23 protein-coding genes are annotated in these 24,219 nt (G+C 37.2%); 4 read left to right on the plus strand and 19 right to left on the minus strand.

Going from position 1 to position 24,219, the window contains the following annotated elements:
• Window positions 1-180: 180 nt before the first annotated feature.
• The 8 genes from IGL30_RS10555 to IGL30_RS10590 all read right to left on the minus strand — a co-directional run bounded on the left by IGL30_RS10555 (window position 181) and on the right by IGL30_RS10590 (window position 8,189).
• The gene (locus IGL30_RS10555) at window positions 181-1,560 is read right to left on the minus strand and encodes an APC family permease (RefSeq protein WP_010720830.1); all 1,380 of its coding nucleotides are present in this window, start codon (window positions 1,558-1,560) and stop codon (window positions 181-183) included.
• Window positions 1,561-1,596: 36 nt separating this feature from the next.
• Window positions 1,597-2,463 carry a GRP family sugar transporter gene (locus IGL30_RS10560; protein ID WP_010720831.1) on the minus strand — a complete coding sequence of 289 codons (867 nt, stop codon included), beginning with the start codon at window positions 2,461-2,463 and terminating at the stop codon, window positions 1,597-1,599.
• Window positions 2,464-2,551: 88 nt separating this feature from the next.
• Entirely contained in the window at window positions 2,552-3,577 is a 1,026-nt protein-coding gene (gene sapS / locus IGL30_RS10565) for a two-component system sensor histidine kinase SapS (RefSeq protein WP_123875001.1), read from the minus strand.
• A 17-nt stretch (window positions 3,578-3,594) separates the two neighbouring features.
• Entirely contained in the window at window positions 3,595-4,269 is a 675-nt protein-coding gene (sapR, locus tag IGL30_RS10570; RefSeq protein WP_010720833.1) for a two-component system response regulator SapR, read from the minus strand.
• A 176-nt stretch (window positions 4,270-4,445) separates the two neighbouring features.
• Window positions 4,446-5,060 carry a DUF624 domain-containing protein gene (locus tag IGL30_RS10575; protein ID WP_123875000.1) on the minus strand — a complete coding sequence of 205 codons (615 nt, stop codon included), beginning with the start codon at window positions 5,058-5,060 and terminating at the stop codon, window positions 4,446-4,448.
• Window positions 5,061-5,915 carry a carbohydrate ABC transporter permease gene (locus IGL30_RS10580; RefSeq protein ID WP_053766292.1) on the minus strand — a complete coding sequence of 285 codons (855 nt, stop codon included), beginning with the start codon at window positions 5,913-5,915 and terminating at the stop codon, window positions 5,061-5,063.
• Complete coding sequence (locus tag IGL30_RS10585) at window positions 5,912-6,823, minus strand: carbohydrate ABC transporter permease (RefSeq protein ID WP_088745233.1); 912 nt, start codon at window positions 6,821-6,823, stop codon at window positions 5,912-5,914. The genes IGL30_RS10580 and IGL30_RS10585 overlap by 4 nt, the downstream gene beginning before the upstream one ends.
• A 40-nt stretch (window positions 6,824-6,863) precedes the next feature.
• On the minus strand, window positions 6,864-8,189 hold the full coding sequence (locus tag IGL30_RS10590) for an ABC transporter substrate-binding protein (protein WP_123874999.1): 1,326 nt from the start codon (window positions 8,187-8,189) through the stop codon (window positions 6,864-6,866).
• Between the two features lie 226 nt (window positions 8,190-8,415).
• Between IGL30_RS10590 and IGL30_RS10595 the strand changes: the two genes are divergently transcribed.
• Entirely contained in the window at window positions 8,416-9,246 is an 831-nt protein-coding gene (locus IGL30_RS10595) for a manganese catalase family protein (RefSeq protein WP_010720838.1), read from the plus strand.
• Window positions 9,247-10,218: 972 nt separating this feature from the next.
• The gene (locus IGL30_RS10600; protein WP_430618247.1) at window positions 10,219-11,457 is read left to right on the plus strand and encodes a hypothetical protein; all 1,239 of its coding nucleotides are present in this window, start codon (window positions 10,219-10,221) and stop codon (window positions 11,455-11,457) included.
• A gap of 162 nt (window positions 11,458-11,619) precedes the next feature.
• Here IGL30_RS10600 and IGL30_RS10605 read toward each other — a convergent pair whose 3' ends face one another.
• The 5 genes from IGL30_RS10605 to IGL30_RS10625 all read right to left on the minus strand — a co-directional run bounded on the left by IGL30_RS10605 (window position 11,620) and on the right by IGL30_RS10625 (window position 15,104).
• Complete coding sequence (locus IGL30_RS10605; protein ID WP_010720840.1) at window positions 11,620-12,021, minus strand: organic hydroperoxide resistance protein; 402 nt, start codon at window positions 12,019-12,021, stop codon at window positions 11,620-11,622.
• 153 nt (window positions 12,022-12,174) lie between these two features.
• Window positions 12,175-12,381, minus strand: a complete 207-nt coding sequence (locus tag IGL30_RS10610; protein ID WP_034699898.1) for a hypothetical protein — start codon at window positions 12,379-12,381, stop codon at window positions 12,175-12,177.
• Window positions 12,382-12,383: 2 nt separating this feature from the next.
• Entirely contained in the window at window positions 12,384-13,919 is a 1,536-nt protein-coding gene (locus tag IGL30_RS10615; protein ID WP_088745237.1) for a phosphomannomutase/phosphoglucomutase, read from the minus strand.
• 18 nt (window positions 13,920-13,937) lie between these two features.
• A complete protein-coding gene (locus tag IGL30_RS10620; RefSeq protein WP_010737119.1) occupies window positions 13,938-14,393 on the minus strand; it encodes an arginine repressor in 456 nt (151 codons plus the stop codon).
• Window positions 14,394-14,465: 72 nt separating this feature from the next.
• A complete protein-coding gene (locus IGL30_RS10625) occupies window positions 14,466-15,104 on the minus strand; it encodes a GyrI-like domain-containing protein (protein WP_096708744.1) in 639 nt (212 codons plus the stop codon).
• A gap of 213 nt (window positions 15,105-15,317) precedes the next feature.
• Between IGL30_RS10625 and IGL30_RS10630 the strand changes: the two genes are divergently transcribed.
• Both IGL30_RS10630 and IGL30_RS10635 read left to right on the plus strand, forming a co-directional pair.
• Window positions 15,318-16,691 (plus strand): MFS transporter, encoded by a 1,374-nt coding sequence (locus tag IGL30_RS10630; RefSeq protein ID WP_088745239.1) that lies wholly within the window; start codon window positions 15,318-15,320, stop codon window positions 16,689-16,691.
• Window positions 16,692-16,769: 78 nt separating this feature from the next.
• Window positions 16,770-17,876, plus strand: coding sequence for an NAD(P)/FAD-dependent oxidoreductase (locus IGL30_RS10635; protein ID WP_088775362.1), 1,107 nt, complete (start codon window positions 16,770-16,772; stop codon window positions 17,874-17,876).
• Between the two features lie 136 nt (window positions 17,877-18,012).
• On the opposite strand, the gene IGL30_RS10640 is transcribed toward IGL30_RS10635, so the two are convergent.
• From IGL30_RS10640 to IGL30_RS10665, 6 genes are all read right to left on the minus strand, one after another.
• Window positions 18,013-18,612, minus strand: coding sequence for a LysM peptidoglycan-binding domain-containing protein (locus tag IGL30_RS10640; protein WP_010737115.1), 600 nt, complete (start codon window positions 18,610-18,612; stop codon window positions 18,013-18,015).
• Between the two features lie 704 nt (window positions 18,613-19,316).
• Window positions 19,317-20,489 (minus strand): tRNA epoxyqueuosine(34) reductase QueG, encoded by a 1,173-nt coding sequence (gene queG / locus IGL30_RS10645; protein WP_088745240.1) that lies wholly within the window; start codon window positions 20,487-20,489, stop codon window positions 19,317-19,319.
• Window positions 20,490-20,513: 24 nt separating this feature from the next.
• Window positions 20,514-21,260: a hypothetical protein gene (locus IGL30_RS10650; RefSeq protein WP_010720849.1), complete on the minus strand. Its 747-nt coding sequence runs from the start codon at window positions 21,258-21,260 to the stop codon at window positions 20,514-20,516.
• Window positions 21,261-21,563: 303 nt separating this feature from the next.
• A complete protein-coding gene (locus tag IGL30_RS10655; RefSeq protein WP_123874995.1) occupies window positions 21,564-22,514 on the minus strand; it encodes a metal ABC transporter substrate-binding protein in 951 nt (316 codons plus the stop codon).
• Between the two features lie 47 nt (window positions 22,515-22,561).
• Window positions 22,562-23,413, minus strand: coding sequence for a metal ABC transporter permease (locus IGL30_RS10660; protein ID WP_010720851.1), 852 nt, complete (start codon window positions 23,411-23,413; stop codon window positions 22,562-22,564).
• Window positions 23,410-24,156 (minus strand): metal ABC transporter ATP-binding protein, encoded by a 747-nt coding sequence (locus tag IGL30_RS10665; RefSeq protein ID WP_010737112.1) that lies wholly within the window; start codon window positions 24,154-24,156, stop codon window positions 23,410-23,412. Before IGL30_RS10665 ends, IGL30_RS10660 begins: the two co-directional genes overlap by 4 nt.
• Window positions 24,157-24,219 lie beyond the last annotated feature (63 nt).

Here is a 24,219-nt window from a genome sequence, read left to right on the forward strand (position 1 = left end):
TGATGTTGGTGAAATTCGCCAACATCTTTTTTATGCTTTAAAAAGATAGAAAAGACACCCCGAAATCCTTCAAAATGAATTTGGCTAACCAATTCATCGAAGGACTCAAGATGTCTTACACTCGTCTTATCAAATTACGCTATAGGTTCTAAACCTAGGTCGTTTGAAAAGAACGAATCATCAATTTTGTTGATTCATTTTACTATGTTGGTACCCATAACCAAAGTAAATCACTAATCCAATCGCCATCACGATACCGAAGACGATCCATGTGACTGGTTGTAAACGAAGCATCAATACCAAGCATGTACCGATAGATATGATCGGTAATATCGGTACAAATGGCACTTTAAATTCACCGGCTTTTGGTTTACCAAACATTTTTCTTAGTTTAAGTAATCCTAAGCTGACTAACATCAAATAGGTCAATGCCATGATGTTCGTTAGTTCAGCGAGAATATTCAATGGGAAGAAACCAGCGAAAAATAAAGCCGCTACCCCAGCTACAAAAGTCGCCTTTCTAGGCGTCCGATGCTTTTCATCGATCTCTGTCATAAATTTAGGTAAAAGACCGTCTTTACTTACAGCAAACAATAACCGAGCTAGCGAATACATCATAGAAATCGTTACGGTCAAGAGCGTCAAAATGGCACCGACTGCAATCACAGCTCCGATTGTTCCATGACCAACGTAACGCATCGCAAAGGCAACTGGGTCACTGACCCCTAATTCAGTAAACGGAACAATCCCCGTTAAAATCAAGGTAACTACGATGTATAAAGCTGTGGCAATCAAGATCGAACCAATGATCCCTCGAGGAACGTCTTTTTGTGGCTCTTTCACTTCTTCGGCTGCCATTGCAACTGAATCAAATCCCAAGAAAGCGAAGAAGACTAGAGCTGCTCCATCTAAAACGCCTGAAAAACCAAATGGTGTAAATGGTTGCCAGTTTTCAGGTTTTACAAAGAAAATCCCTACAACGATAAATAATGCAATAATACCGAATTTCACAAAAACCATGATATTATTCAATCTTAATGCTTTTTTGGCTTCTAAAGAAACGATGTATGTCACAAATATGACAACGAACACTGCGATCAAATCGACATAGGTGCCATTGTCAGGATTATAACCACTGGTCAAGGCTTGTGGTAAATGGACTCCAAATCCTTCCAAGAACCCTTGAACATAACCAGACCAGCCGGAAGCAACCGACGAAACTGCTAATAGAAATTCGCCAATCAACAACCAACCTGTTAACCAGGCGGCAAATTCACCAAAAACAACATAAAGATACGCATACGGGCCACCAATGACTGGCACACGTGAGGCAAACTCAGCAAAGCTTAACCCCGATAAAATGACAACGATTGCAGCTAAAACGAATGAAAGTGACAGTGCTGGACCCGCATTTTGATTGGCCGCAACCCCTGTCACTACAAATATACCTGTGCCGATAATTGCGCCAATTCCAAGCATAATTAAATCGGACGTTTTCAGATCTTTCTTCATCCCACTTGTGTGGTTGAGATTGATTTCTTTCTTACGAAACAAATCCATGGCAGTACCTCCCTATTTTAGGTTGGAAAACGGCCATTAAGCCGTTTTCATATACCCTAAAATGATACCACCTAAAATGACTAAAAGGCAACCGACAATAACGTAAACAAGTTCTTTTTTCGTTTTCTTTTCTCCCAAAATGAAAATACCACCTAAAGTTGAGATGATAATCCCCATCTGTGATAATGAAAATCCAACAGCTAAACCAAGTGATTTAACAGTTAAGAGCATGCACACGTTCCCAATTCCCCATAGCAAACCACAAATCATGTTCTTCCAAACAAATTGATCCACTTTCACTTTACGAAAGGCAAAGAAACTTGCACCTAAGATCATTCCGATACTTTGAGGTAAGATGATTGACATCGCATCCAAGTTAGCCCAGTTCACAATGATCGTATAAACACCATAACCAATCGTTGAATAGATCAATGCTCTAAACCCTTTACCAAAATCAAGCATTTTATTGTCAGTATCAACTTTTCCTTCATCATCTTGGCGAGCTGTTAAATAGGCACCGCTAACAAGAAGTGCTAAAGCTAGGATACCGTATACATAATCTTTCGTTTGTGTCCATTCATGAAAGAAAACGGCTCCCGCAATCGTATTCAAAATTAATTGAAAACCAGTCGATAAAGGCAAACCAACAGAAACGCCCATAAATTTCATTCCATGGAACTGTCCGTTTTGACCAACACTCCAAGCTAACCCAGAGAGGAATCCAATCAAGAAAATCCATGGTGTGATTGTTGGGCTAACGATGAAAAAGACAACTAATGAAAAGATAAATGCACCAATCGTCATCCCTAATGTCTGTTGATTGGCATCTCCACCAATTTTCCCGCTTACTAAACCAATACTTCCCCATGCTACCATAGGGATTAATGCTATTAAAATTTCCATAACTAATCTCCTTTTATTTCACATGATATGAAACTTATCAGCGAAAACGTTCACAACACAAGAAGTTTTTTTCGATTCTAACTATTTTCTAACGTTTCTCATTATAGAAATTTAAGATTGGGAAAAACAGGGTCATCGTTGTTCCCTCTCCTACAATTGATTCAGCAAGTAGTTGGATCCCAAGTTTTTCAGCTAAGGATTTAGCCAAATAAAGCCCTAAACCAGTAGAATGTGTTTTACTCAATCGTCCATTAGAACCTGTGAATCCTTTGTCAAAAATCCGCGACAAGTCTTCTTTAGGAATACCGATGCCCGAGTCATTGATGGCTAAAGAGATCCCTTGTTGGTTCTTTTCGATCGAAATAATGATTTCTCGATGGTCAGGTGTATATTTAATCGCATTGCTCAAAATTTGTTTGAATATAAAAGCTACCCACTTGGCATCTGTTAAAACTCTTTGATCTTCTCCAATAATCTCATACCGAAGATTTTTTTGAATAAAGTAATTCGCCTGACTGCGGATCACTGGCTGAATGATGCTTTTTAATTCATACTCTTGGATTAAATAATCTCTCGAAAAACTATCCAACCGTGCATAATAAAGAACTTGTTCTACATATTCATCGATTTTGGCTAGTTCGTTTTCTAGTAGGGTATATTTTTGATCATCAATATCAAATTCAATCGAACGCACCAAGAGTTCAGAGGCTGCTAAAGGCACCTTGATTTCATGGACCCACGAATCAATGTAATCTTTTTGATCCTGTTGGTTACTAATCGCCTCTTGCATGACTTCTTGGTGCTCACGGATCAATTGATTGATATAATCTTCGACTAATTTTTCTTCTTCTGTATGACCGCCACTCAAATAACTTTGTAGCGGAGATATTTGTTTGAGATCGGCAAGTTTTTCCCACCAATGACGTTTACTTAAATAACGGACAAGTAAATAAAAAAACAAAAATACGGCTTGAATAAGCGCCAGATAGCCAACCATCGTCCAGTCGACTAAAATATTAGGTGCTAACCACATGACAAAAATCGTTAGCAAGACAAAAAAGAGCCAGCCTAAGAGCAACGACCATTGATCCTTTAAGTATTTAAAGAAATTCATTATTTATTTTCATCCTTTCAGGGAACAATATAGCCCTGCCCGACTTTTGTTTCGATATATCCTTTGATCCCTGCTTGTTCGATTTTCCGACGTAAACGATTGATATTGACTGTCAATGTATTGTCATCAACAAACCGCTCATCATCCCATAATGCTCTCAATAACTTTTCTCTGCTAAGGATTTTCCCATGTTGCTTCATCAAGATAAATAATAATCGGTATTCGTTCTTACTCAAATCGATGATTTCACCGTTGATTTCCATACTCCCATTATCAACATTCAACGTGATCCCATTATGACTCATGACTTCACTCGACAGTTCCCCATAATTGTATGAACGTCGCAATAAAGCATTGATTTTGGCAATCAGCACATCAATTTGAAAAGGCTTGGTGACAAAATCATCTGCGCCCATATTCATCGCCATGATCATATCCATATTGGTATTTCGACTGGAGATGAAAATAATCGGCACTTTGGAGACTTCTCGAATTTTTTGACACCAGTAGTAGCCATCAAAGACCGGAAGATTGATATCTAATAAAACAAGTTGAGGTTCTTCTTTTTCAAAGTCTGCAAATACTTGATTAAAATCAGAGGTACCGAACGTTTCAAACTGCCACTTTTCCAGTTCTTCCATGATGAGTTGGCGGATGATTTCTTCATCTTCTACAACCATAATTTTTGCCATCTTGTTGTCCTCCTACTTCTTTCTTGCTATAACCATAACAAAGAAGGCCGAACGTGACAAGTAACCATATTTTCAACTATTTCTCTCTCCATACGCCTTACATCTGAAACGATGGGTTTATTCCTCAATATTTAGTCAGGTAGTTGATTCTTTCATCGCAAATATTTTGACTATTCTTAAACTTTTGAAGGGCTCTTTATTTCTTTCCGTCCAAAAAACAAAAAAGTTTGTAAATAAAGCAATGAACTTCCTCCGACTAAAACCACATAAATAGGTCCCAGGAAGAATAAAAAAAGCAGTAGTAGCAAGGTTCCCCCTAAATGTAAGAGAGCGTTTTTCCATTGATAAAAAAATAAAATAAAAGCAGTAAAAAGAGGGACTTCGTTTGCTCTCTCTAGTTGGAGCAACATACGGTAGCTACCCATCACGATACTTAAAAAAAGGATACTTAACGAAGCATACATCAATATCAATCCCCATGCTCTGCCCCAGTAAAGAAAAATACGACTATCAATTAGTAAAAGCAATAAATAGAAACTGACTATGAGGTCTTGCTTACGATAGGTCAAAAAATTATGACGAAGTTCTTGCCAAAACAACGTATGGATCTTTTTCTCTTCGTTTTTGTGGTAGTGATAAATGGTAGACATAACCGTACGACTAGCACTGCCAATCGTCAACAGCGGTAAGCTAGTTAATAGCCATAAGGATTGCAAAATAAGCAATGACGGAATCCATTCAATGACTGTCAAAAAATGCTGATTGATTTTTTCACTATGAATTTTATTCATTTAGCCTTTTGACCCTCCTGTCAAATCCATTCCTTCAATAAAGTAACGTTGCGCAAAGAAGAACATCAAAATCGTTGGGATCAAAACAAGTGTGGCTCCTGCCATCAAATAATTCCATTGAGTCGTCGCCTGATTTTGGAAAACTTGCAACCCAATCTGTAAAGTATACTTCTCTTGATCTTGGATGTATAATAACGGCCCTAAAAAATCGTTCCAAGCCGCATTGAATGAATTGATCGCAATCGTGATTAACGCTGGTTTAGTCAGCGGCAGCATCAGACGGCTCCAAATATAGAAATGATTTGCTCCATCGATTTCTGCCGCTTCAATTAATTCATCATTGATGGATAAATAAAATTGACGCATCAAAAATATATTAAATGCATTGCCGAAAAATGATGGAACGATCAATGGTAAATAAGTTCCTACCCAGCCTATTTTTGAGAATAGAACATATTGGGGGATCATGGTCACAAAACCTGGAATCATCATCGTAGAAAGGACTAAAGCAAACATTAGCTTTTTTCCTGGAAAATCTAATTTCGCAAACCCATAAGCAATGAAGGAATTCGAGAGAACATTGCCAAATACCACTAAGACTGTGATCAATAAAGTATTCCTTGCATAACGCCAGAAGGGGAAAGCAGTAATGGTATCCAGATAGTTTTGCCAAACAATTTTTTCTGGAAAAAAGGTTGGAGGATAACGTACGATCTCTTCCATTGGTTTTAAAGAAGTAAATACCATCCACAATAATGGTGTAATCAATACGATCCCGATAGCAGTCATGAGGAGATAACTAACGATTTTTTTGGTTTGACGATTAACACTTGTTCTTTTGAAATATTCCATCATTTGCCATCACCTCCAGAGTAATAGACCCATCTAGGTGCCAGTTTCAAATTAATAAAAGTCAATACTAACACGATCAAAAATAGGATCATTGACATCGCCATTGCGTACCCCATGTCGAATGCGACAAAAGCTTTATTCCACATGTGAAGATTATAAAATAGTAAAGAGTTAGCTGGTCCACCTGTTCCATTTTTAGTCATCACATAAGCCTCTTGAAAAATTTGAAAAGAACCAATCGTTGAAGTAATCACATCGTAAAAGATAATCGGTGTGATCAATGGCAACGTGATATTTTTAAATTTCCCCCATACGCCAGCACCATCAATCGCTGCTGATTCGTATAAAGAGCGTGGAACGTTTTGCAAAGTCGCTAAATAAAGCAATATTGCTCCGCCAGAACTCCAGATTTTCATTAAAATCAAAGCTGGCTTTGTCCAGTTAGGATCAAACAACCAGGCTGGTCCAGAAATATTGTACCAACCTAGAAACGTATTGATCAACCCGGCAGAAGGTGAAAGCAGCTGCATCCATAAAATATAAACAGCAACACCAGATAGGACTGCGGGTAAATAAAACATCGTTCGGAAAATACTGATACCTCTGATCTTTTGATTTAAAATCGTTGCTAGAAATACGCTAAATATTGTGGTTAAAGGAACATTGAATAGGACGAAATACACTGTATTGTATAATGATTTCCAAAAAAGATCATCGTGTAGAAACATCCGTCTAAAATTAGCTAATCCAATGAAATTCATTTTAGAAGTCAAATTATAATCAGTGAAACTTCCGATAACAGAAAAAAGCATGGGCCCTAACATAAAGACGACAAAGCCAATAATAAAAGGCGAGATAAATAAATAGGCCCATCTTGCCTCTTTTTTCTTTCGGATTGATAAACGCTTCATTTTCTTGCCTCCTTTTTGCTTTCAATTAGTCAACAGTTGATTAGTTGTTTTGTTTTACTAGATTCTCCACCGCTTTTTGAGCATCAGCTAAACCTTCTTTTGGTGTTTTTGTTCCTAAGAGAATTTGATCGATTTGTTCGTTCACTAGTGTCGTATAATCTGGTGCTGCTAATGGGACAGGTGTAATGACCGTATTCTTGAAATTCTCATCAGCCATTTGATAGATCATTCGTCCCTTGTCACTTAGCTGTTCATTCTTCACTAAGTTCTCATTGGCTGTTTTACTTGCCATGATATCAAAACTCTTTTCGCCAAATTTTTCTTGAACTTCTGGTGAAGAAAGATATTTGATAAAGTCATAAGAAGCTTCTGGATCTTTTGCCCCATAAGGTACTTCGAGTACAAAGCCGCCGCCCCATGACCAATGACCAGAACCTTTTTCTTTTTCTGGAAGCGGAATGACACCAAAATCAAAATCTTCTGGAGCATTTTCCATCAAGCTCGAATAATAATTGATATTTTGGGCACGCATTGCGACTAAACCTGAGATGAATGGATCAGAAACACCTGAGCCAAATTCTGCCTCTAATTTATTGATCGTATCTTTCCCATAATAGTCTTGCCAATCTTGGATCCACTCTAATGCTTCAACTTTATTCTTCGTATCGATTTTGATTTTGTCGTCTTGATCAAACCAGCTTGTCCCATTATCTGCATTTAATGCCCAGACATCTGCCCCTAAATTCCATAAAGGATAAAATCCAATTCGTGTGAATTCTTTTTTTTCTTTTTTATCCAATTGATGGGCGGTTTTTTCTAATTCATCCCATGTAGTTGGTAAATCTTTTTCAGCGATTCCTGCTTCTTTAAATAATTTTTTATTATAAAAAATAACTTGAGTATCTGTGTTGAACGGAATCGCATAGGGATCACCTTTGTACTCCACTGTATCCCACAATTGTGGATAAAAATCTTTTGAGGTCTCTTCATCTACATATTTAGATAAGTTTGTGGCCTGTTGCGCTTCAGCTCTTTGAGCAACTGAATTGATATCTTGAACAATCACGTCTGGTGCATTCCCCGCTGTAATCGCTGACAATGATTTGGTCCAAATATCCCCCCACGGTTGGTATTTATAATTTACTTGGATCTTATCTTGTGATTGATTGTAATCGTCAATGATCTCTTCGATCACTTCTTTACGTGCTCCTGATCCCCAAAATGACCAGAAATCAATAGTTTTCTTCCCGTCACTTGTTTTTTCAGATGAACTAGCTGCGTTTGACTTTGCACTACTTGAACCACAACCTCCCAACAAAAATAATGCTGTACTTGCCAGCACCCCAGTAACTAACAACTTTTTCATTTTATCCCTTCATTTTTAATAAAAAGGTTATCTTTCGCCATTTGCAACCGATAACATTTTAATATAACGATATCATTTTAATCAGAAAATAACAATTTATTAGGCGTGTCTACTCATATATCAGATTAAATCTGTCACCGTACTTTTTCTAATCATTTCCTTTGTGTTTTCTCATTTTAAAGCGCAGAATGTAAATGTATTAATAAAAGATTAGGAGGAATTTTTGATGTTCAGACACCAAAAGGAACTACAGTTTGAAGCAAAACCAGATCGTCCGAATCCGTTAATCGCAAAATATTTACAAGAGCTTATCGGTGGACAATACGGAGAAATGAGTGTGGCAATGCAATACTTGTTTCAAGGTTGGAGCTGCCGAGGAGAAGAAAAATATAAAGACATGTTAATGGATATCGCAACAGAAGAACTTGGACATGTCGAAATGTTAGCAACGATGGTCGCACGATTATTAGAAGATGCGCCAGTTGAAGACCAAGAAGAAGCAATGAAAAAAGATCCTACGATCGGTGCAATCATCTCTGGTATGAATCCTCAGCATGCAATTGTCGCTGGCTTAGGACCACGCCCTGCTGATAGTGTTGGCAATCCTTGGAGTGGCGGTTATATCGTTGCAAGTGGAAACTTGTTAGCTGATTTCCGTGCCAATCTAAATGCTGAATCTCAGGGACGGTTACAAGTCGCTCGTATCTATGAAATGATCGATGACCGTGGCGTCAAAGACTTATTAGCAGTCTTGCTTGCAAGAGATAGTTATCATCAAAACTTATGGGCAAGTGCCGTGAAAGAATTAGAAGAAAATGAAGGATCCATTCTTGTACCAAGTACGTTCAATCGTGAAAACGAACGAAAAGATATCGCCTATGACTTTTATAATTTCTCAGAAGGTGATGAAAGCAGCAAAGGTTCTTGGGCAAGTGGTGAAGCCTTAGATGGTGAAGGCGAATACCAATGGTTAGCAGAACCAAAAATTGAAGGTGATAAACCAAAATTACAACGGGTTACACCAAAAATGTATGGAACACCGCCAAGTAAAAAATAAAGCATGCAAAAGTAGTTGAGGTTGAGACAAAAGTGTTTAGCATCAAGAAATAAGAAGGAATTTCCGAAAATTGACAAGAAACACAAAAACTAGTTTTTGATGTTGATTGTTACCTACTTGGTGCTTCTCAAATTTTTGGTAAATTTCGGCAAATTTTCCGAAGATGCTGCTTTTGTCTCACCGTGAACAAGAGGTCGTGAAAAGAGTGTTTTGACCTGAGCGCTCACCAAGTAAAAACTGCGACGAGTAATCGCAGGAGTATTAAGGATGGAAATCTCGAAACAGCTTCCCATGTTTTGAGATTTTTTGACTTATCGCCGAAGGTCAGCTCTTTGAACACCGTGAATCAGAGGTCGTGAAAACATCGGGTAGCTCTGATGACAATAAGAAAGAATTTTTTGAAACAGCTCCTCATGTTTTGAAAAATTCAGGCTTATTTCAAGGAGCTGATGTTTGAACACCGTTTAGCAAGAGGCTGCGAAAGAAGCGTTCAGCTCCGAGCGAATAAGAGAGGATTTTTTAAAATAGCTCCTCATATTTTAGAAAATCATCGCTTATTGTTGAGGAGTTGCTTCTTGAACGCCGTTTATTCGTTTTTAGAGATACTAAAAGAGCCTGAGACAAATTTTGTCCCAGGCTCTTTTCACTCAACAGAATAAAAATAAGAATGATCGACCTGCAAGCCTTTGCTGCCTTACTAAAGACAGTAGAAATGCTTGCTGGTCGATCATTTTTGAACGCTTTACATCTTCTCTCACTTTTTATTTCCATCTATAAATCGAACTGCCTCATCAGATACTTGTCATTTTTTAAATGACCAAAAGCTTACCATTTTTTTCAAAAAGAGAAAAAAAAAGACAAAAATCTTATAGCATCAGTGATAGAATAAGAAAGTACTAACTTTGTACAAAAGTATTTACTTTTTTCTTATTGTTTTAATGTATCCTCAAAAAGAAAGGACGATAGTATGAAATGATAGAACAGGGAAAGAAGCAACATATGTTAGCAATGGGTCTTAGACTTGCCAATGCAACAGGTTTTGAAGTAGTTGGAGAAAAAGGAGCGGAAAATTATCAATTTTTATTCTCTCAATTCAAAAAAATGATTGAAAATGATCATCAGTGTCAATTAGTAGATAACAAGTCAAAAGAATCAGTGCTTCAATCGCTCGATCGTACCATTGATTTTTACAGTGCAAAAAATGTAGCGGACGTCCAAAATCTGTTAGAAAATTTGAAAAATGATGCAAATGATAGTTTTGTGATTATTCCTGCTTATAAAGCAGGACAATTTCTCGGTTTTGATCATATGCATGGTTTACTTATTCATAAAAAGGATGGCCAGTATGTCGTAACCAAAACAGATAAGCTAGGAATCTTTAACTCTTTCAATGAAATCAATAAATATGCTAATTTTTATACGAAAATACCCGAAAAAAAATTATCCATTTTAAGTCAAATGCTTTTTATGAGTAAACAAGATTATCATAAAGACAGTAGAGTTAGTATTGCTAGGAGTATTGATATTTTAAGTGAATTTAGGGGAGAACATTTACCCGTTAGATGGACAGGTTATCGGAGCATTTCTAATTGCCCCATAAATGAATTGCTCGCCACTTTCCGTGTTGCATTATATAACTGTAAGCATAGAGATCATATTTTTACACATGAATTTAAACCAAAAATAGGAACTTCCAAAGACTTTCACCGCCATTTTTTCCAAACATTTATCGACGAAAAAAATACTAAAGAAGTAAATAACTATAATCAAGCGTTATGGAATTTATTTGAAGAAAGAAAAGATAAAGCTTGTCGTGAAAATTTGTGTCAGAATGCTATAACTAACAAACAGCTTTATGTTAGTTATCAACAGATAGAAGACCGCGGTTTAGACAGTCATCTTGCTTTAATACATAAACAGAAAGCAGACCGTTTTGTAGCACAACATTTTTTTAAAAAAACTCTTGACCTACCTAACACACCTGACGTGATTAGAAACTCTGACATAATAATTGATAAAGAAATTATTATTCTTTTTAACGTATTCACTTCTGATTCAAAAGAGTTAAAGACAATAAATACTGACGATCTTCTAAAACCTTCTTTATCTTCAGAAAAGAAAGAGCTGAAAACATTAATCTCTAATTTATCAGCCTGTGGAGGCAAACGTACACGAGCTACTAAAGATAAACAACAAACGATGTCACGTTGATTTTTTCACTCTCCGTGTATTAACTTTTATCGTCTAAAATCAAGAATAGCTTAGGACTCGTCACCATCATTTTTAGGACCGATAGAAAATTCTACCGGTCCTGTTTTTTACAAAAAGTAGTTATCTAAAGGTACTTACTTCTTCCTTAGATAGAAAAATCGTTTAAACTGTCACTACCTCAACATCAATATTTCCTCTTGTCGCTTTTGAATAAGGGCAGTAATCATGGGCATCTTCCGCTAATTGCTTGGCTTGTTCCTCGCTCACATCGTCAACATGTACTTCTAAGACCACACCGATTTTATAACCACCCTCATCAAGTGTGTAAAGTGAAACCCGTGCTTTAACTGTGGAGTCTACGGACAAATTAGCTTCTTTGATCATATGTTGCAGTGCACCATTGAAACATGAGGCATAGCCCGCAGCAAATAGTTGTTCCGGATTTGTTCCTTCAGCATGGATGCCTGGAGGAGTGATCTTCATTTGCATCGAACCATTTGGTGCTGCTACTTCGCCTTCTCGTCCACCATGATTGATCATCGCTGTTTCGTATAATTTTTTCATTGTACTGCTCCTTTCGATATGACACTTCGTCTATTACCAGTGTAAGCATATCTAGCAATTTGTTCAAAAATTCTGCTCCTAGATTCATACTGCAACGATTGAGGACTGCTTGATTAACATGAGCATTTTAGTTTATTTTCTCATGAAAGTTACTTATTCAAAAACAAGGATGCCATCTTCAATGATTTTTCCAAAAAAGAGAAAAATACCACTCGTAAATAATAAAGTCATGTTTGTTCCCAAATAAATAGCTAATTTCTCTACACAATTTTTGATATGATTGATTCTAAGATAAAGAAAAACTAAAAAATTAACACCATAAACTAATATAGTCAAAAAAATTACTATGTTCGCAACCATTTTTACTTTTCATTTCCCTTCGCTTCCTTAGTATCCACTATCAGTGGTTCAACATTTGAGTATTTCTTTAAATGTTCCGCAAGTAGCTGTAAAACGTGTTGATTTTTTCCAACTTCATCATTTTCGATCTGGAGCACCAGTAATGGTTCATGCAAACTTGCTCGTAATAAAAACCAGCCATTCCCATATGGTTCTTTTAGATCGTAACGAATTCCTTCTTCATTTTCCGGATGAAATACCAGTCCCTCTTCGTTCAATTCGTTCGCTAGCCCTTGAATAATTGTTGCCCCTTGTTTTTTCGGATCCTCTCCACTAAGCCTTAACCTAATTTCTTGTACTTCTTGTGGCTGTTTTAAGTCGTGGATAATCTCTTCCAACGTTTGTTCTGTTTGTTTCAGTTCTGGCAAAAGCATCAAAATTTTTGCAATGACATAGGCACCATCATCTAAAAAATAATTTTCCTTGAATGCTGCATGCCCACTTGTTTCAATCGCTAACGGAACATCGATCCCTTCTTTATTGCATGCAATTGCACGATTGATGACATTACGATAACCTGAAATGTAACGATCTTGTTTGCCACCTTTTTCTTCAATAAACGTTTCTAGGTGATTAGACGTTGGTGAATTAGTTACGATCGTCGCTCCAGGGTATTCTTTTAACACGATCGTACTTAATAAGGCGATCAAATTGTTACGATTGATCACTTGACCACTTGCACTGACTACTGCCGAACGGTCAACATCCGTATCAAAGATCACTCCTAAATCGGCTTGATTTTCCAAAACAGCTTGCTTGATACTTGCCATGGCTTCAGCATTATCTGGATTCGGGATATGGTTCGGAAAATGACCATCGGGGTCTAAAAATTGCGAACCTGTCGTATCTGCCCCTAATCGTTGTAGTACTTTTTCAGCAAAAAAACCACCGGAGCCATTTCCTGCATCTACGATGATCCGCCAGCCAGCTAACGGTTTTGTGTCAGACATTCCTTTCTTTCTAATACCATTTTTGATTTTTTGAACTAAGTCGTCTGCATAAGGTGTTAACAGATCAGCTTTTTGGACTGTCCCCTTATGATCGGTTTTATTTGGTGTTGTTTCTGATAAAATAAATGCGATATCTTCTTTTTCTGCGCCGCCATTAGCTGTAAAAAACTTCATGCCGTTAAAGTAAAACGGCAAATGACTAGCTGTTAGCATCACACTTGCATCACACTGGAATTGAGAAAACTGAGTAGCCATAAACATCGCCGGTGTCGTAGCTAACTCAAAATCAAGAACATTTATGCCTTGTTCGATTAATCCGTCAATCAGCGCTTTTTCTAACGTTGGACCACTGATTCGACTATCCCGCCCCACTCCTACCGTTAATTTACCTTCTTGATATTTGCGTGGATGATCCCTTTTTAACCAATTAACCAAGCCACAACTTATTTTTTGGATTTCAGCTGGTGTCAAATTAGCTGAATGTGTTTCCGTCGTCATGGCAATCCCTCGAATATCAGATCCGTTTTGTAGCGCTTTCAACAAAGACATAAATCATTCTCCCTTCTTTTATTCCCTCATTCTTTCTAATTTTTCTGCAAAATCTTGTGCTTCTTCTTCCGAACGGCAAATCACAATGAATGTATCCACTCCAGCAATCGTTGCAACAACTTCTGGATAAGCGACTTCATCTAACCAATTGGTTACGACATCCGCCCCATCTTTTTCTGTTAGCACCACGATCATAAATTGAACAACTTGTATTTTCAAAACTTCTCTTTTAACAGCTGCTTGTAGTCGTTCTTCATGTAACGTTTCAGCAGGCTGACTGAATAGATTGTAACGAACTTGCTTATTTTCATCCGTAGACTTCACTAACTTCAGCTCACGGATATCACGCGAAATAGTTGCTTGAGTGGCTGTCACCCCTGCGTCTTGAAGACAAAGCAATAGTTCTTCTTGTGTGCTGATTGGTTTTTCTGTGATGATCTGACGAATCAATGCTTGTCGTTGGATTTTTTTCATAGCGGACACCTCTTGTCTTTGATTATAGCAAAAAAATAATCGTTTTTCTGCCTTTTTTGGTATTTTTTACTTTTATTTTTTTAGTTGATTTTTTGGCGCAATCTTGACACGCAAAATCGTTCTCAGTTTTTCTGGGTTGGCTCTGCGCGGATCCCCTAAATAAATTTCTTTATGTTCTTTAGCTATCCGTTGATACCCCTGCTCTTCGATAAACGTTGCTAATTTTTCAAAGGTTTGTGGCTCATCCTCATACGGTCCCACGTGAAGCATCTGAGCGACTAATCCTTCATCCATGCTACTAAATACTACTTGGTCGAACAAATCATTGGGAATTTTGTCCGCTACACGTAGTAGAGCCTCATGTGCAACTTCTTTCGTCACAAATTCAGGTTGTTTGATCATGATCTGATAAGCAAAATGACTCTTCTTCATTACTTTTTCTTGCAAATAAGCTTCTTGTAATCCCCAATGTCCTTCTAATGGATAAACAGTGTAGGGAAGATAGTTAGGAATCTGCCAATTTTTCTTTGGAGCCATTCGGATCGCATAACTAACAGCATATAAAGCTGCCACTCGTCGCTGAAAATCGTCTTCATTTGGATCCCCTACTCCTTTTATGCTAAAAAAATTCTGTGGGGATAACGTTAAGATCTGTGGCTTTTTTTTACTACTATAACCTGGTTCCGTTTTTTTCCAATCAATCGTAGCCATTTTTTCCTCCTGCGATGATTTATTCTCTACTATCATAACTCTTTTCAAAAGACTTGGCTAACCTGGTTGACACTTTTTTTACCTCTATGCTAGAATAAGCGATGGAAATAAATCGTACAGATAACACGTATATTACGTGTCGAGAGAGAGGCGGTTTCTATTTTTATAATAGAAATCACTCTCTTTTTTTACGAAATTTTTTGAGGTGAGGATATGACAAAACAAAAACAATTACTCTTAGTACCTGCAGTCATCGCAACCGGCATGATGTCTTTTGCGGGAGTGTTGATCGAAACAGCAATGAACGTCACATTTCCAACGTTGATCAACCAGTTTCAATTAACGACTGCACAAGTTCAATGGGTGACAACGATTTACCTGCTGATGATCTCGATCATCGTGCCATTATCAACTTATTTAACACGAAATTTCAGCCTTAGAAGTCTCTTTTTACTTTCAAACCTGCTTTTTTTAGCAGGAATCATTGTTGACTTCTTTTCTCCGACTTTCTTCATTTTATTACTTGGTCGGCTTTTACAAGGGGCAGCTACCGGGATTGCTTTACCACTAATGTTCCATATTATTTTGACCTTTGCGCCTATGAACCGCCGCGGAGCGATGATGGGGGTGGGAACACTGACCACAGCAATTGCTCCGGCTATCGGGCCAACATATGGGGGAATCTTAACTTCAAATTTCACTTGGAATCATATCTTTCTTTTCTTGATTCCTATTTTGATTCTTTCTCTTGGCATCGGCTTAGTTGCTATTCCTTCAATGCCCGTTCAAAAAAGTGGGCGTTTGGATGTGTTGAGTGTATTTAGTTTGTGTTTATTATTTAGCGGCAGCTTAACGTTTTTGAGTATGCTAGGACAACCGCTTAGTTGGTTTGCGTTACTAATAGCGATTATTGGTGGGATCCTTTTTTATCAACGAACAAAAAAAGCCGATTATCCATTGATCCAACTAACCATTTTTTCCAATAAAACATTTCGCTTGTTCTTATTTAGCTTTTTAATCTACCAGTTCTTATTGCTAGGCGTTTCTTTTGTCTTACCAAATTTTGTTCAGATTGTTCAAGGAAATAGTCCTTTCATCGCTGGAATCGCCATGTTGCCAGGAGCTACGATTGGCGCTGTATTATCGCCGTTTTCTGGAAAACTGCTTGATCAACACGGTCCCAAAAAACCGATTTTTGCCGGATTACTCCTTGCTCTTGTTGGTTGGTCCGCACTAGTCTTTCTTCTAGGACATGTTTCATTGCTATTGTTGATTACTTGCCACGTGATCTATATGATAGGGATTGGTTTGTCTTATAGCAATATGATGACCACTGGGATGAATGCTTTAACGGATAACTATCAAAGTGATGGCAATGCTGTTTTTAATACCTTACAACAATTTTCTGGTGCCGTTGCTACTTCATTAGTGGCAATCATTATCAACCTTATTCAAGCGCATGCTGATTTGAGCTATAAAGTCGCCACGACATTCGGTTCACAAGTTGCTTTAGGTGTATTACTTCTTCTATTAGTTATCAGATTTATCTTATTTATTCGTTATAGTTTAACTACAAAACATTCATGATTGATTGAAACGGCAGTCGTTTGCAACTGCCGTTTTTTTGTGCAAAAATACAATTTGTAAGTAAAGGAGGAACCAAACATGGAAAAAATCGCCATTATCGGTGGTGGAATCATCGGTATGACATTAGCCAATTATGTAGATACCACAAAATACAGCATAACCTTATTTGACCATGGAATCGGTCAGGCAACCAAAGCAAGTGCGGGAATCATTTCTCCATGGTTATCCAAAAGAAGAAATAAAACATGGTATCGTTTAGCCAAAGACGGTGCGGCATTTTTCCCAAAATTAGTGCAAGATTTCGCACTTGATCCGACCATTTATGCTCGTTCCGGTACACTCTTGCTTCGACAAAAAGAACAATTAGCAGAATTACTTGATCTTGCAGAAGAACGAAAAAAAGAGGCACCTGAGATCGGAGAAATCCATTTATTAAAAGCGGATCAAACAGCTGATTTACTTCCTTTATTAAAACCGACCCCCTCTTTATTCATCACTGGTGGTGGCCGTTTAGACGGAAAAGCTTACCTTCATTATTTAACGGCACGCTTGAAAAGGGCTGGTGTAACAGTAATAAACGATAAGATTCGCCTACAAAAAAGGAATGATGATTGGCTGATCCTCGGAGAATTTGGTGAAGAACCGTTTGACCGGGTCATTTTGACTCCTGGACCTTCCTTGAAGCCTTTATTGGAACCATTAGGCTATCAGGTCGATCTTCGTCCTCAAAAAGGGCAGTTGATCGCTTTTACTACTCATCAGCTCCAAAGCCAAAAATGGCCTGTTGCCATGCTAGATGGAGAAGCAGACCTCATTCCCTTCAATGACGGAAAAATCTTATTGGGCGCTACACATGAAAATGAACAAGGATGGGATCTGACTCCTACTAATGAAGCATTTTTACAGTTGACTGAACAGACAAAAGCTTTTTTTGTACAACCAGAAAAATTACTTTCACAGCCTTATCAGTTACAAGTAGGAACGAGGGCATATACGTCTGATTTTGCTCCGTTTTTTGGTCCTTTATTCGATGAACCAAATCTGATCGTCGCAAGTGGACTCGGTTCTTCTGGTTTGACGACTGGTCCTTATATCGGTTATCTCTTAGCTGAATTTATAAATACTGGTACGTGGCATGGAACGGACTATCAAAAAGATCTCCATAACTACATCAAGAAAACCTAAGATGAACAAAGAGATAACTATTTCATTCATCTTTATTTTTCGTCATTACTGTCTCATCCCTAAACAGCAAAAAAACCAAGAAATCGAATGACACGATTTCTTGGTTTTGTCTTTTTATTAGTATTCAATAATCGACTTAGTACCAGCCGTTTGCTAACCAGAATGCTTGAGCAGCATCCCATGAGCCATAACGTGATGATACATATTGATCAGCTACGCGTTCTTGGTTTGCAGCAGAGTAGTCACCATTTAAGTATGATGCATCTAATTGGTAACGTCCGATGTAACGGCCGTTAGTTGCTGTGTAAGAACCGCCTGATTCTTTATTCGCAATCCATTCTTTTGCAGAACTTGAATTGCTTGGAGCTGTTGCTGTTTGAGCAGCTGGAGCAGCAGGTGTTACTTCAACTGTTTTAACTGGAGCAACATATGTATGTTCTTCCGTTACTGTTTCAGTTGTTTTTGGTGCTTCGACTGTTTTTGCTGAAGCATCACTTGAAGTCGGGATCGTTAATTCTTCGCCAACGTAGATGCGGTTGATGTCTTTGATACCATTTTTTTCAGCGATTGCATCGATCAATGAGTTATCTCCAACAAATTTTTGTGAGATTTTTGATAGTGAATCACCTGATTTAATTGTATAGACTTCGTCAGCATGAGCAGTTGTTCCTACAAACATTGCAGTTGCACCAGCAGCAAAAGTTGTTCCTAAAACGATCTTCTTAATTGAATTCATGTTTATCTCCTTTTTTTTCCATGTATTTATCAACGTCATTAACTTTATCATCTAGAAATATTTCATAGGTAAAAGAAATATGACATTTAATGACAAAATATCCCAATTTTTAACATTTGTAACATAACTCTGGACAAAAAAGTACGACTAAAGTCCTAGAACCCTTATCTCATAAGAAAGAAACCGTTTTTTAACATTTTCTTATAAAGTTTAGAAAATCTTATATTTTGTAATATTTCTAGTATTTTTTTTTAACTTTTTTGATTTTTTTGTTTAATTTATCCTTTTTTTTAGTAATTATGTGTCAAAACGACAAAAAATTGAGTAATTATTACAACCTTTACTAAAAAATTTTAGGATAAGTTTTTTAATATTTTTGAAATTTCTGGTATTTCTAGATTTTTTGCTAAAAAAACCGATAGTATTCTATTTTTTGAACTGCTTCAATTACAAACGAGTCGAACATTCAGTGGATTATACTACTCTAAGTATTGAAATTTTCTAATACAGATTCTTTTTATTATTTAGTTATGATCCATTATTTTACTTTAATCAATAAAAAGACTAGAACAAATTAACTGTCCTAGTCTCTTTGTCGTACTACGCTTGTTTTAGCATAATACTCTATTTTTTTCTTATTATAGAAGTGAAAGGAATCTTGTACATAAAATTTTCTCTTATTCGCTCGGAGCTGACCGCTTCTTTCATGTCCTCTTTTTTCGCTTCGTTTTCTTGGCTAACATTTCTTGCGCTTCTATAATTTCTGTGATCACTTCTTGGTCTTCTTCGCGTTGTTTCATTTGCTCTAAAGTTTCCAACCATTTTTCTGGTTCTTTTCTACCTAAACGCCCAATCGACCAAGCAGCGGTTGCTCGAATAACCGGTCGAACATCACTTAAGCAGCTTTCGATCTCAGGTAAAGCCGAAGTATCCCCAAGGTTTGCTAAAGCAATCAAAGCATTTCTTTGCAATGGTTTTTTCCCTCGCCATGAACCAGCTAAATGCCCAAACTGTTGTTTAAACTCTTTATTTGATAAAGAAAGCATTGGTTTTAATTTCGGATAGACTTCTTCTACTTTTGGTTCCATTTCTTCATGGAAATGGAAATCTTTCCCTTGATTATAAGGACAGACTAACTGACAGATATCGCACCCGTAAATGACATTTCGCATTTTTTTCCGATACTCATTTGGCATTAGCCCTTTGGTTTGGGTCTGATAAGATAAACATCTTTGTGCATTCATCCTGCCATCGCTTAACAAAGCTTTTGTCGGACAAGCTGTCACACAACGAGTACAATCACCACAGCCAAAAACACCTGGTTCATCAGGTTCAAATACGATATTGGTGACAATTTCTCCAAGATACACGAATGAACCGTATTCTTCTGTGATCAACAACCCATTTCGACCAATAAATCCTAGTCCTGCTCTTTGTGCAACAGCCACATCTACTAATTCTCCAGTATCCACTTGTGGGGCAAACCGCCAAGCTTCTTCTTGTTGCCAGACACTTGCTCTGCTTTGGATAAAAGTAATCAATTGATTGAGACGGTCACGTAAAATATCATGGTAATCGATTCCCCAAGATGCCCGTGCAAATTGTCCTCTTTTTTCATCTTTTGGGACCTCTTCATGGATCTTGGTTGGATAAGCTAAAGCAATAGCGATAATCGATTGTGGGCGATCAAAAGTTTTTTCTAAATATAAACGTTCTTCAATCACTGGATGTTCAAATCCCGAAGTATGTCCAGCGGCTTTTTGTTCTTCTAAAGTCTCTTTTAAATAATCAAAGGGTTCTGCCGTCGTAAATCCGATTTTATCAATACCTAAACGTTTGCTTTCTTCAATGATTTCTTCTTTTAAGGTTTTTGTCATCTTTTCCACCTATTCAAATAATTGCTAGCGACTATAAATTCCGTAATAAAGCCGATCTCTTTTTAGCTGGACAAATTGGATCTGTTGATCTGCGATCTTTCGTTCTTCCATCCATCTTTTTCTAGTAGCAAAGATTTCCCAATAGTTGAGAGACAACCATTTTCTTTGGTTATCTAGCGCTTGAAAAAAGTTGAGCGATACTGGCTTAGTATGCAACAATTCATGCAATCGAACCTGTTCTACTGCGGAAAAAGTGGATAAATCTCTGGAATATAATGTTTCTTCGTAGAGATTCTTTTGCTGCGAGTAGGTAAATGTTTGTGGAATATCTCCTGGGCGGGCAATCAAAACCAAACGATTATAGAATGTATTCATTAGTTTACTATTTGCAATAAACGAACTTTTATAATAAGCCGATTGAATTTTTTCAATGACCCCTTCTGTCCCCATTGTGGAAAATAATGCTGGCCATGCCTTGATATTGATTTCATTATTTTGTTTCACTAATACTCCTGGAATAAATCCAACAGAAGAAATCGAGACAAAATAACCAATTCCAGTCTGTTCATCTAATGGCTGAAATTCATCAAAAAGCCATTTCCCCGGATAACGTTCTTCTACATCCGATTCACTTGGACTTGCTATGAATAATTTAGCCATTTCTGTTTCAAGAAATTGAAGGTCTTGATCTTTATCAGAGCTATCCTGTTGTTCGATCACTTTAAGGATTTCTTCTTTGATTAGTTGTTTATCTTTACGCGTAAAATTCATAGCTTTACCTTCCTTTCTTATCTTTAACTATAACGGAAAACAACAAAAAAAGGTATCCGAAACTAACAAAAAGCAGACGTTTTTTTTATTTTTTTACTTGCAAAATAAGTGAGCCTTCGCTTGATTTCCTTTCCACATAAATCAGGGTAAATGAATCCTCCTGCTTCTTGTTTTTTTAATCTTGATTTTTAGCATAAATAAGCCGAAGAAATCAAAATCTAACGAACTGATTTTGATCTCTTCGGCTGGCTATTAGCACGCATTCTTTTCTAGTTTTTTTGAATGAAAGTTATTTTGTACCATTTATTTTTCTTGAGTCAACCCATCATGGATCGTTCGGATATTCCAGTCCATCATCTTATAATAAGAATCTCCTGGTTTGCCTTCCTTATCGATAGAGTCTGTATATAATCGATCATAGATAGCTACTCCTGTTTCTTTCGCTACACGTTCCATGCTTCTAGGATCAACACTTGTTTCGACAAACAAAGCGGGTACTGCAGAGTCTCTTACTTGATTGATGATTCGTTTCATTTGTTCAGGAGTTCCCTGACTTTCTGTATTGATTTCCCAAATATAACTTGCTGGGATTCCATAAGCTTTGGAAAAATATTTGAAAGCTCCTTCACTCGTTACTAATAATCTTTTATTTTCAGGAATTGTTTGAAAGTTTGTTTTAGCTTTTTCATCCAATTCGCTCAACTTTTCAATATATTTTTTTGCGTTTTCTTCATAGACTGCTTTATTTTCAGCATCTTTTTCTGAAAAGATACGGGTAATTTCTTCTACATACTTCATCCCATTCGATAAATCTAACCAGGCATGAGGGTCAGCTTTACTCTTGGAAGTCCCACCTGATAAATAAATGGGTGTTACTTTTTTACTCACTGCAAAATAATCTTTCTCTTCTTTTTTATGTGTGGTTTCCATTAAATTTGTAAACCAGCCATTACCAGTTTCTAGATTTAGCCCATTATATAAAATCACATCGGCATCACTCGCTTTTTTGATGTCTTCTGGTAACACTTCATATTCATGAGGATCTGTTCCTACAGGCACGATACTATGAACAGCTACATGTTCCTTTCCTACTTCTTTTGCCATATCCGCTAAGATAGAGTTGGTTGCTACAACATTCAATGTTTCTTTAGTCGTTTCTTTATTAGCTTCCTGCTTTTCTTGACTGCCACAGCCCACTAACAAAAAGAAACTTGCGAACATTACCCAAAAAATCCGATAGTTATTGGTTTTCATCTCATTACTCCTTTTTTCAAATGATTTGTTTTACATGATCATTCTTTTTACTCGCTTTTTATGACCCGTTTATGAGCAAAAAAGATTCCCTTAGAAGGTGAAAAGCAAAATGCCAACAGAAAGAATAGCGCGCAAGCTAAAACGATGGTTGCACCGGAAGGCCAGTTATAGCTATAACTAAAAAATACCCCTAAAATTGCACTTAATACACCAACTGTTGATGAGATAGCAATCATTTTCACTAAACTATTCGTTAATAGATAAGCTGTAGCAGCTGGTGTGATCAACATCGCAATCACTAAGATCGTCCCTACTGTCTGTAAACTAACCACTGCGACTAACGTCAGGAAAAACATGAGCAAATAGTGGATCAAGGTAATATTTAGCCCATAAGCTTTAGCCATCATCGGATCAAAAGAAGTAATTTTGAGTTCTTTATAGAAAATGAACACAAACAATAACACAATACCGCTAACGATCGCCGTCATCTGCAGGTCGCTTTCTCTCACCGCTAACACATTTCCAAATAATATATGGTAAAGATCCGTAGCACTTTGGGCAAAAGAAATCAAAATGACTCCTAATGCAAAGAATGAACTAAAGACGATACCGATTGCTGTATCATTTTTTAATCGACTTCGTTGGGTAACAAAACCAATGAGTCCTGCCGTCAACATGCCGAAGACCGTGGCACCTAAAATATAACTAAAGCCAAACATGTAAGAAATTGCTACTCCTGGTAAGACCGCATGTGAAATAGCATCTCCCATCAACGACATCCCTCGTAAGATGATAAAAGATCCGATCACCCCGGAAGCCAAACCAACGAGCATTGATGTGAACAATGCATATTGTAAAAACTGGTAGTTCATCATTCCTTCAATAAACGATTGGATCATTTTTCTTTTGCTCCTTTCACTAATTGCCCGATCACTTCACCATAAGCAATCTTCAGATTTTCTGAAGTAAATGTCGTTGCAACAGGTCCGGCAGCGATCAATTGCTGATTCAATAAAATCACTTCATCAAAATATTCTGTTACTTTGTGCAAGTCGTGATGAACAATGATGATCGTTTTACCTGCTGCTTTTAATTCTTTCAATATTGAAAAAATTTTTTTCTCACTTACGGCATCAATCCCTACAAATGGCTCATCAAGAAAAATCCATTCTGCTTGTTGCGCCAATGCGCGGGCAATAAAAACACGTTGTAACTGTCCACCCGACAATTCGCTTATTTGTCGCTTCCCATACGAAGCCATACCGACTTTTTCTAATGCTTGCTGTGCTCGTTCTTTTTCTTTTTTTCCCGGTCGTTGTCCCAACCTTAATGATGGATAAGTCCCCAATAAGACCACACCTAACACATCAATTGGAAAAGAGAGATCCAATTCATTTCGTTGTTCAACATAAGCGATTTTTTTACGTGCTTCTTTTAGCAATGAACCGCCAAAAGAAATTTCTCCAGATACTTTGGGAATCAAAGCCAGTATAGCTTTCATAAAAGTTGATTTTCCCGCACCATTTGGACCGATGATCCCAGTGATTTTTTTGGGTTGGATCATTACATCAACTTCGTTTAACGCTAACTTTCCTTGATAAGCAACGGTTAATTGCTGGATATTAATGATCGCTTCTGACATATTCTCCACTCCTTTTAGGTTTACCTAACTTTTTATTTAACTATAGTTTAACTAAAGACGAAA

Origin of the sequence: Enterococcus sp. DIV1089c, assembly GCF_050530965.1 — a bacterium.
Taxonomy (GTDB): Bacteria; Bacillota; Bacilli; order Lactobacillales; family Enterococcaceae; genus Enterococcus_B; species Enterococcus_B hirae.

Excerpts from the sequence above, each read along its gene's own strand:
- IGL30_RS10555 (WP_010720830.1), bottom strand. The coding sequence starts at position 1,560 with ATGGATTTGTTTCGTAAGAAAGAAATCAATCTCAACCACACAAGTGGG.
- IGL30_RS10560 (WP_010720831.1), bottom strand. The coding sequence starts at position 2,463 with ATGGAAATTTTAATAGCATTAATCCCTATGGTAGCATGGGGAAGTATT.
- sapS (WP_123875001.1), bottom strand. The coding sequence starts at position 3,577 with ATGAATTTCTTTAAATACTTAAAGGATCAATGGTCGTTGCTCTTAGGC.
- sapR (WP_010720833.1), bottom strand. The coding sequence starts at position 4,269 with ATGGCAAAAATTATGGTTGTAGAAGATGAAGAAATCATCCGCCAACTC.
- IGL30_RS10575 (WP_123875000.1), bottom strand. The coding sequence starts at position 5,060 with ATGAATAAAATTCATAGTGAAAAAATCAATCAGCATTTTTTGACAGTC.
- IGL30_RS10580 (WP_053766292.1), bottom strand. The coding sequence starts at position 5,915 with ATGATGGAATATTTCAAAAGAACAAGTGTTAATCGTCAAACCAAAAAA.
- IGL30_RS10585 (WP_088745233.1), bottom strand. The coding sequence starts at position 6,823 with ATGAAGCGTTTATCAATCCGAAAGAAAAAAGAGGCAAGATGGGCCTAT.
- IGL30_RS10590 (WP_123874999.1), bottom strand. The coding sequence starts at position 8,189 with ATGAAAAAGTTGTTAGTTACTGGGGTGCTGGCAAGTACAGCATTATTT.
- IGL30_RS10595 (WP_010720838.1), top strand. The coding sequence starts at position 8,416 with ATGTTCAGACACCAAAAGGAACTACAGTTTGAAGCAAAACCAGATCGT.
- IGL30_RS10600 (WP_430618247.1), top strand. The coding sequence starts at position 10,219 with ATGATAGAACAGGGAAAGAAGCAACATATGTTAGCAATGGGTCTTAGA.
- IGL30_RS10605 (WP_010720840.1), bottom strand. The coding sequence starts at position 12,021 with ATGAAAAAATTATACGAAACAGCGATGATCAATCATGGTGGACGAGAA.
- IGL30_RS10610 (WP_034699898.1), bottom strand. The coding sequence starts at position 12,381 with ATGGTTGCGAACATAGTAATTTTTTTGACTATATTAGTTTATGGTGTT.
- IGL30_RS10615 (WP_088745237.1), bottom strand. The coding sequence starts at position 13,919 with ATGTCTTTGTTGAAAGCGCTACAAAACGGATCTGATATTCGAGGGATT.
- IGL30_RS10620 (WP_010737119.1), bottom strand. The coding sequence starts at position 14,393 with ATGAAAAAAATCCAACGACAAGCATTGATTCGTCAGATCATCACAGAA.
- IGL30_RS10625 (WP_096708744.1), bottom strand. The coding sequence starts at position 15,104 with ATGGCTACGATTGATTGGAAAAAAACGGAACCAGGTTATAGTAGTAAA.
- IGL30_RS10630 (WP_088745239.1), top strand. The coding sequence starts at position 15,318 with ATGACAAAACAAAAACAATTACTCTTAGTACCTGCAGTCATCGCAACC.
- IGL30_RS10635 (WP_088775362.1), top strand. The coding sequence starts at position 16,770 with ATGGAAAAAATCGCCATTATCGGTGGTGGAATCATCGGTATGACATTA.
- IGL30_RS10640 (WP_010737115.1), bottom strand. The coding sequence starts at position 18,612 with ATGAATTCAATTAAGAAGATCGTTTTAGGAACAACTTTTGCTGCTGGT.
- queG (WP_088745240.1), bottom strand. The coding sequence starts at position 20,489 with ATGACAAAAACCTTAAAAGAAGAAATCATTGAAGAAAGCAAACGTTTA.
- IGL30_RS10650 (WP_010720849.1), bottom strand. The coding sequence starts at position 21,260 with ATGAATTTTACGCGTAAAGATAAACAACTAATCAAAGAAGAAATCCTT.
- IGL30_RS10655 (WP_123874995.1), bottom strand. The coding sequence starts at position 22,514 with ATGAAAACCAATAACTATCGGATTTTTTGGGTAATGTTCGCAAGTTTC.
- IGL30_RS10660 (WP_010720851.1), bottom strand. The coding sequence starts at position 23,413 with ATGATCCAATCGTTTATTGAAGGAATGATGAACTACCAGTTTTTACAA.
- IGL30_RS10665 (WP_010737112.1), bottom strand. The coding sequence starts at position 24,156 with ATGTCAGAAGCGATCATTAATATCCAGCAATTAACCGTTGCTTATCAA.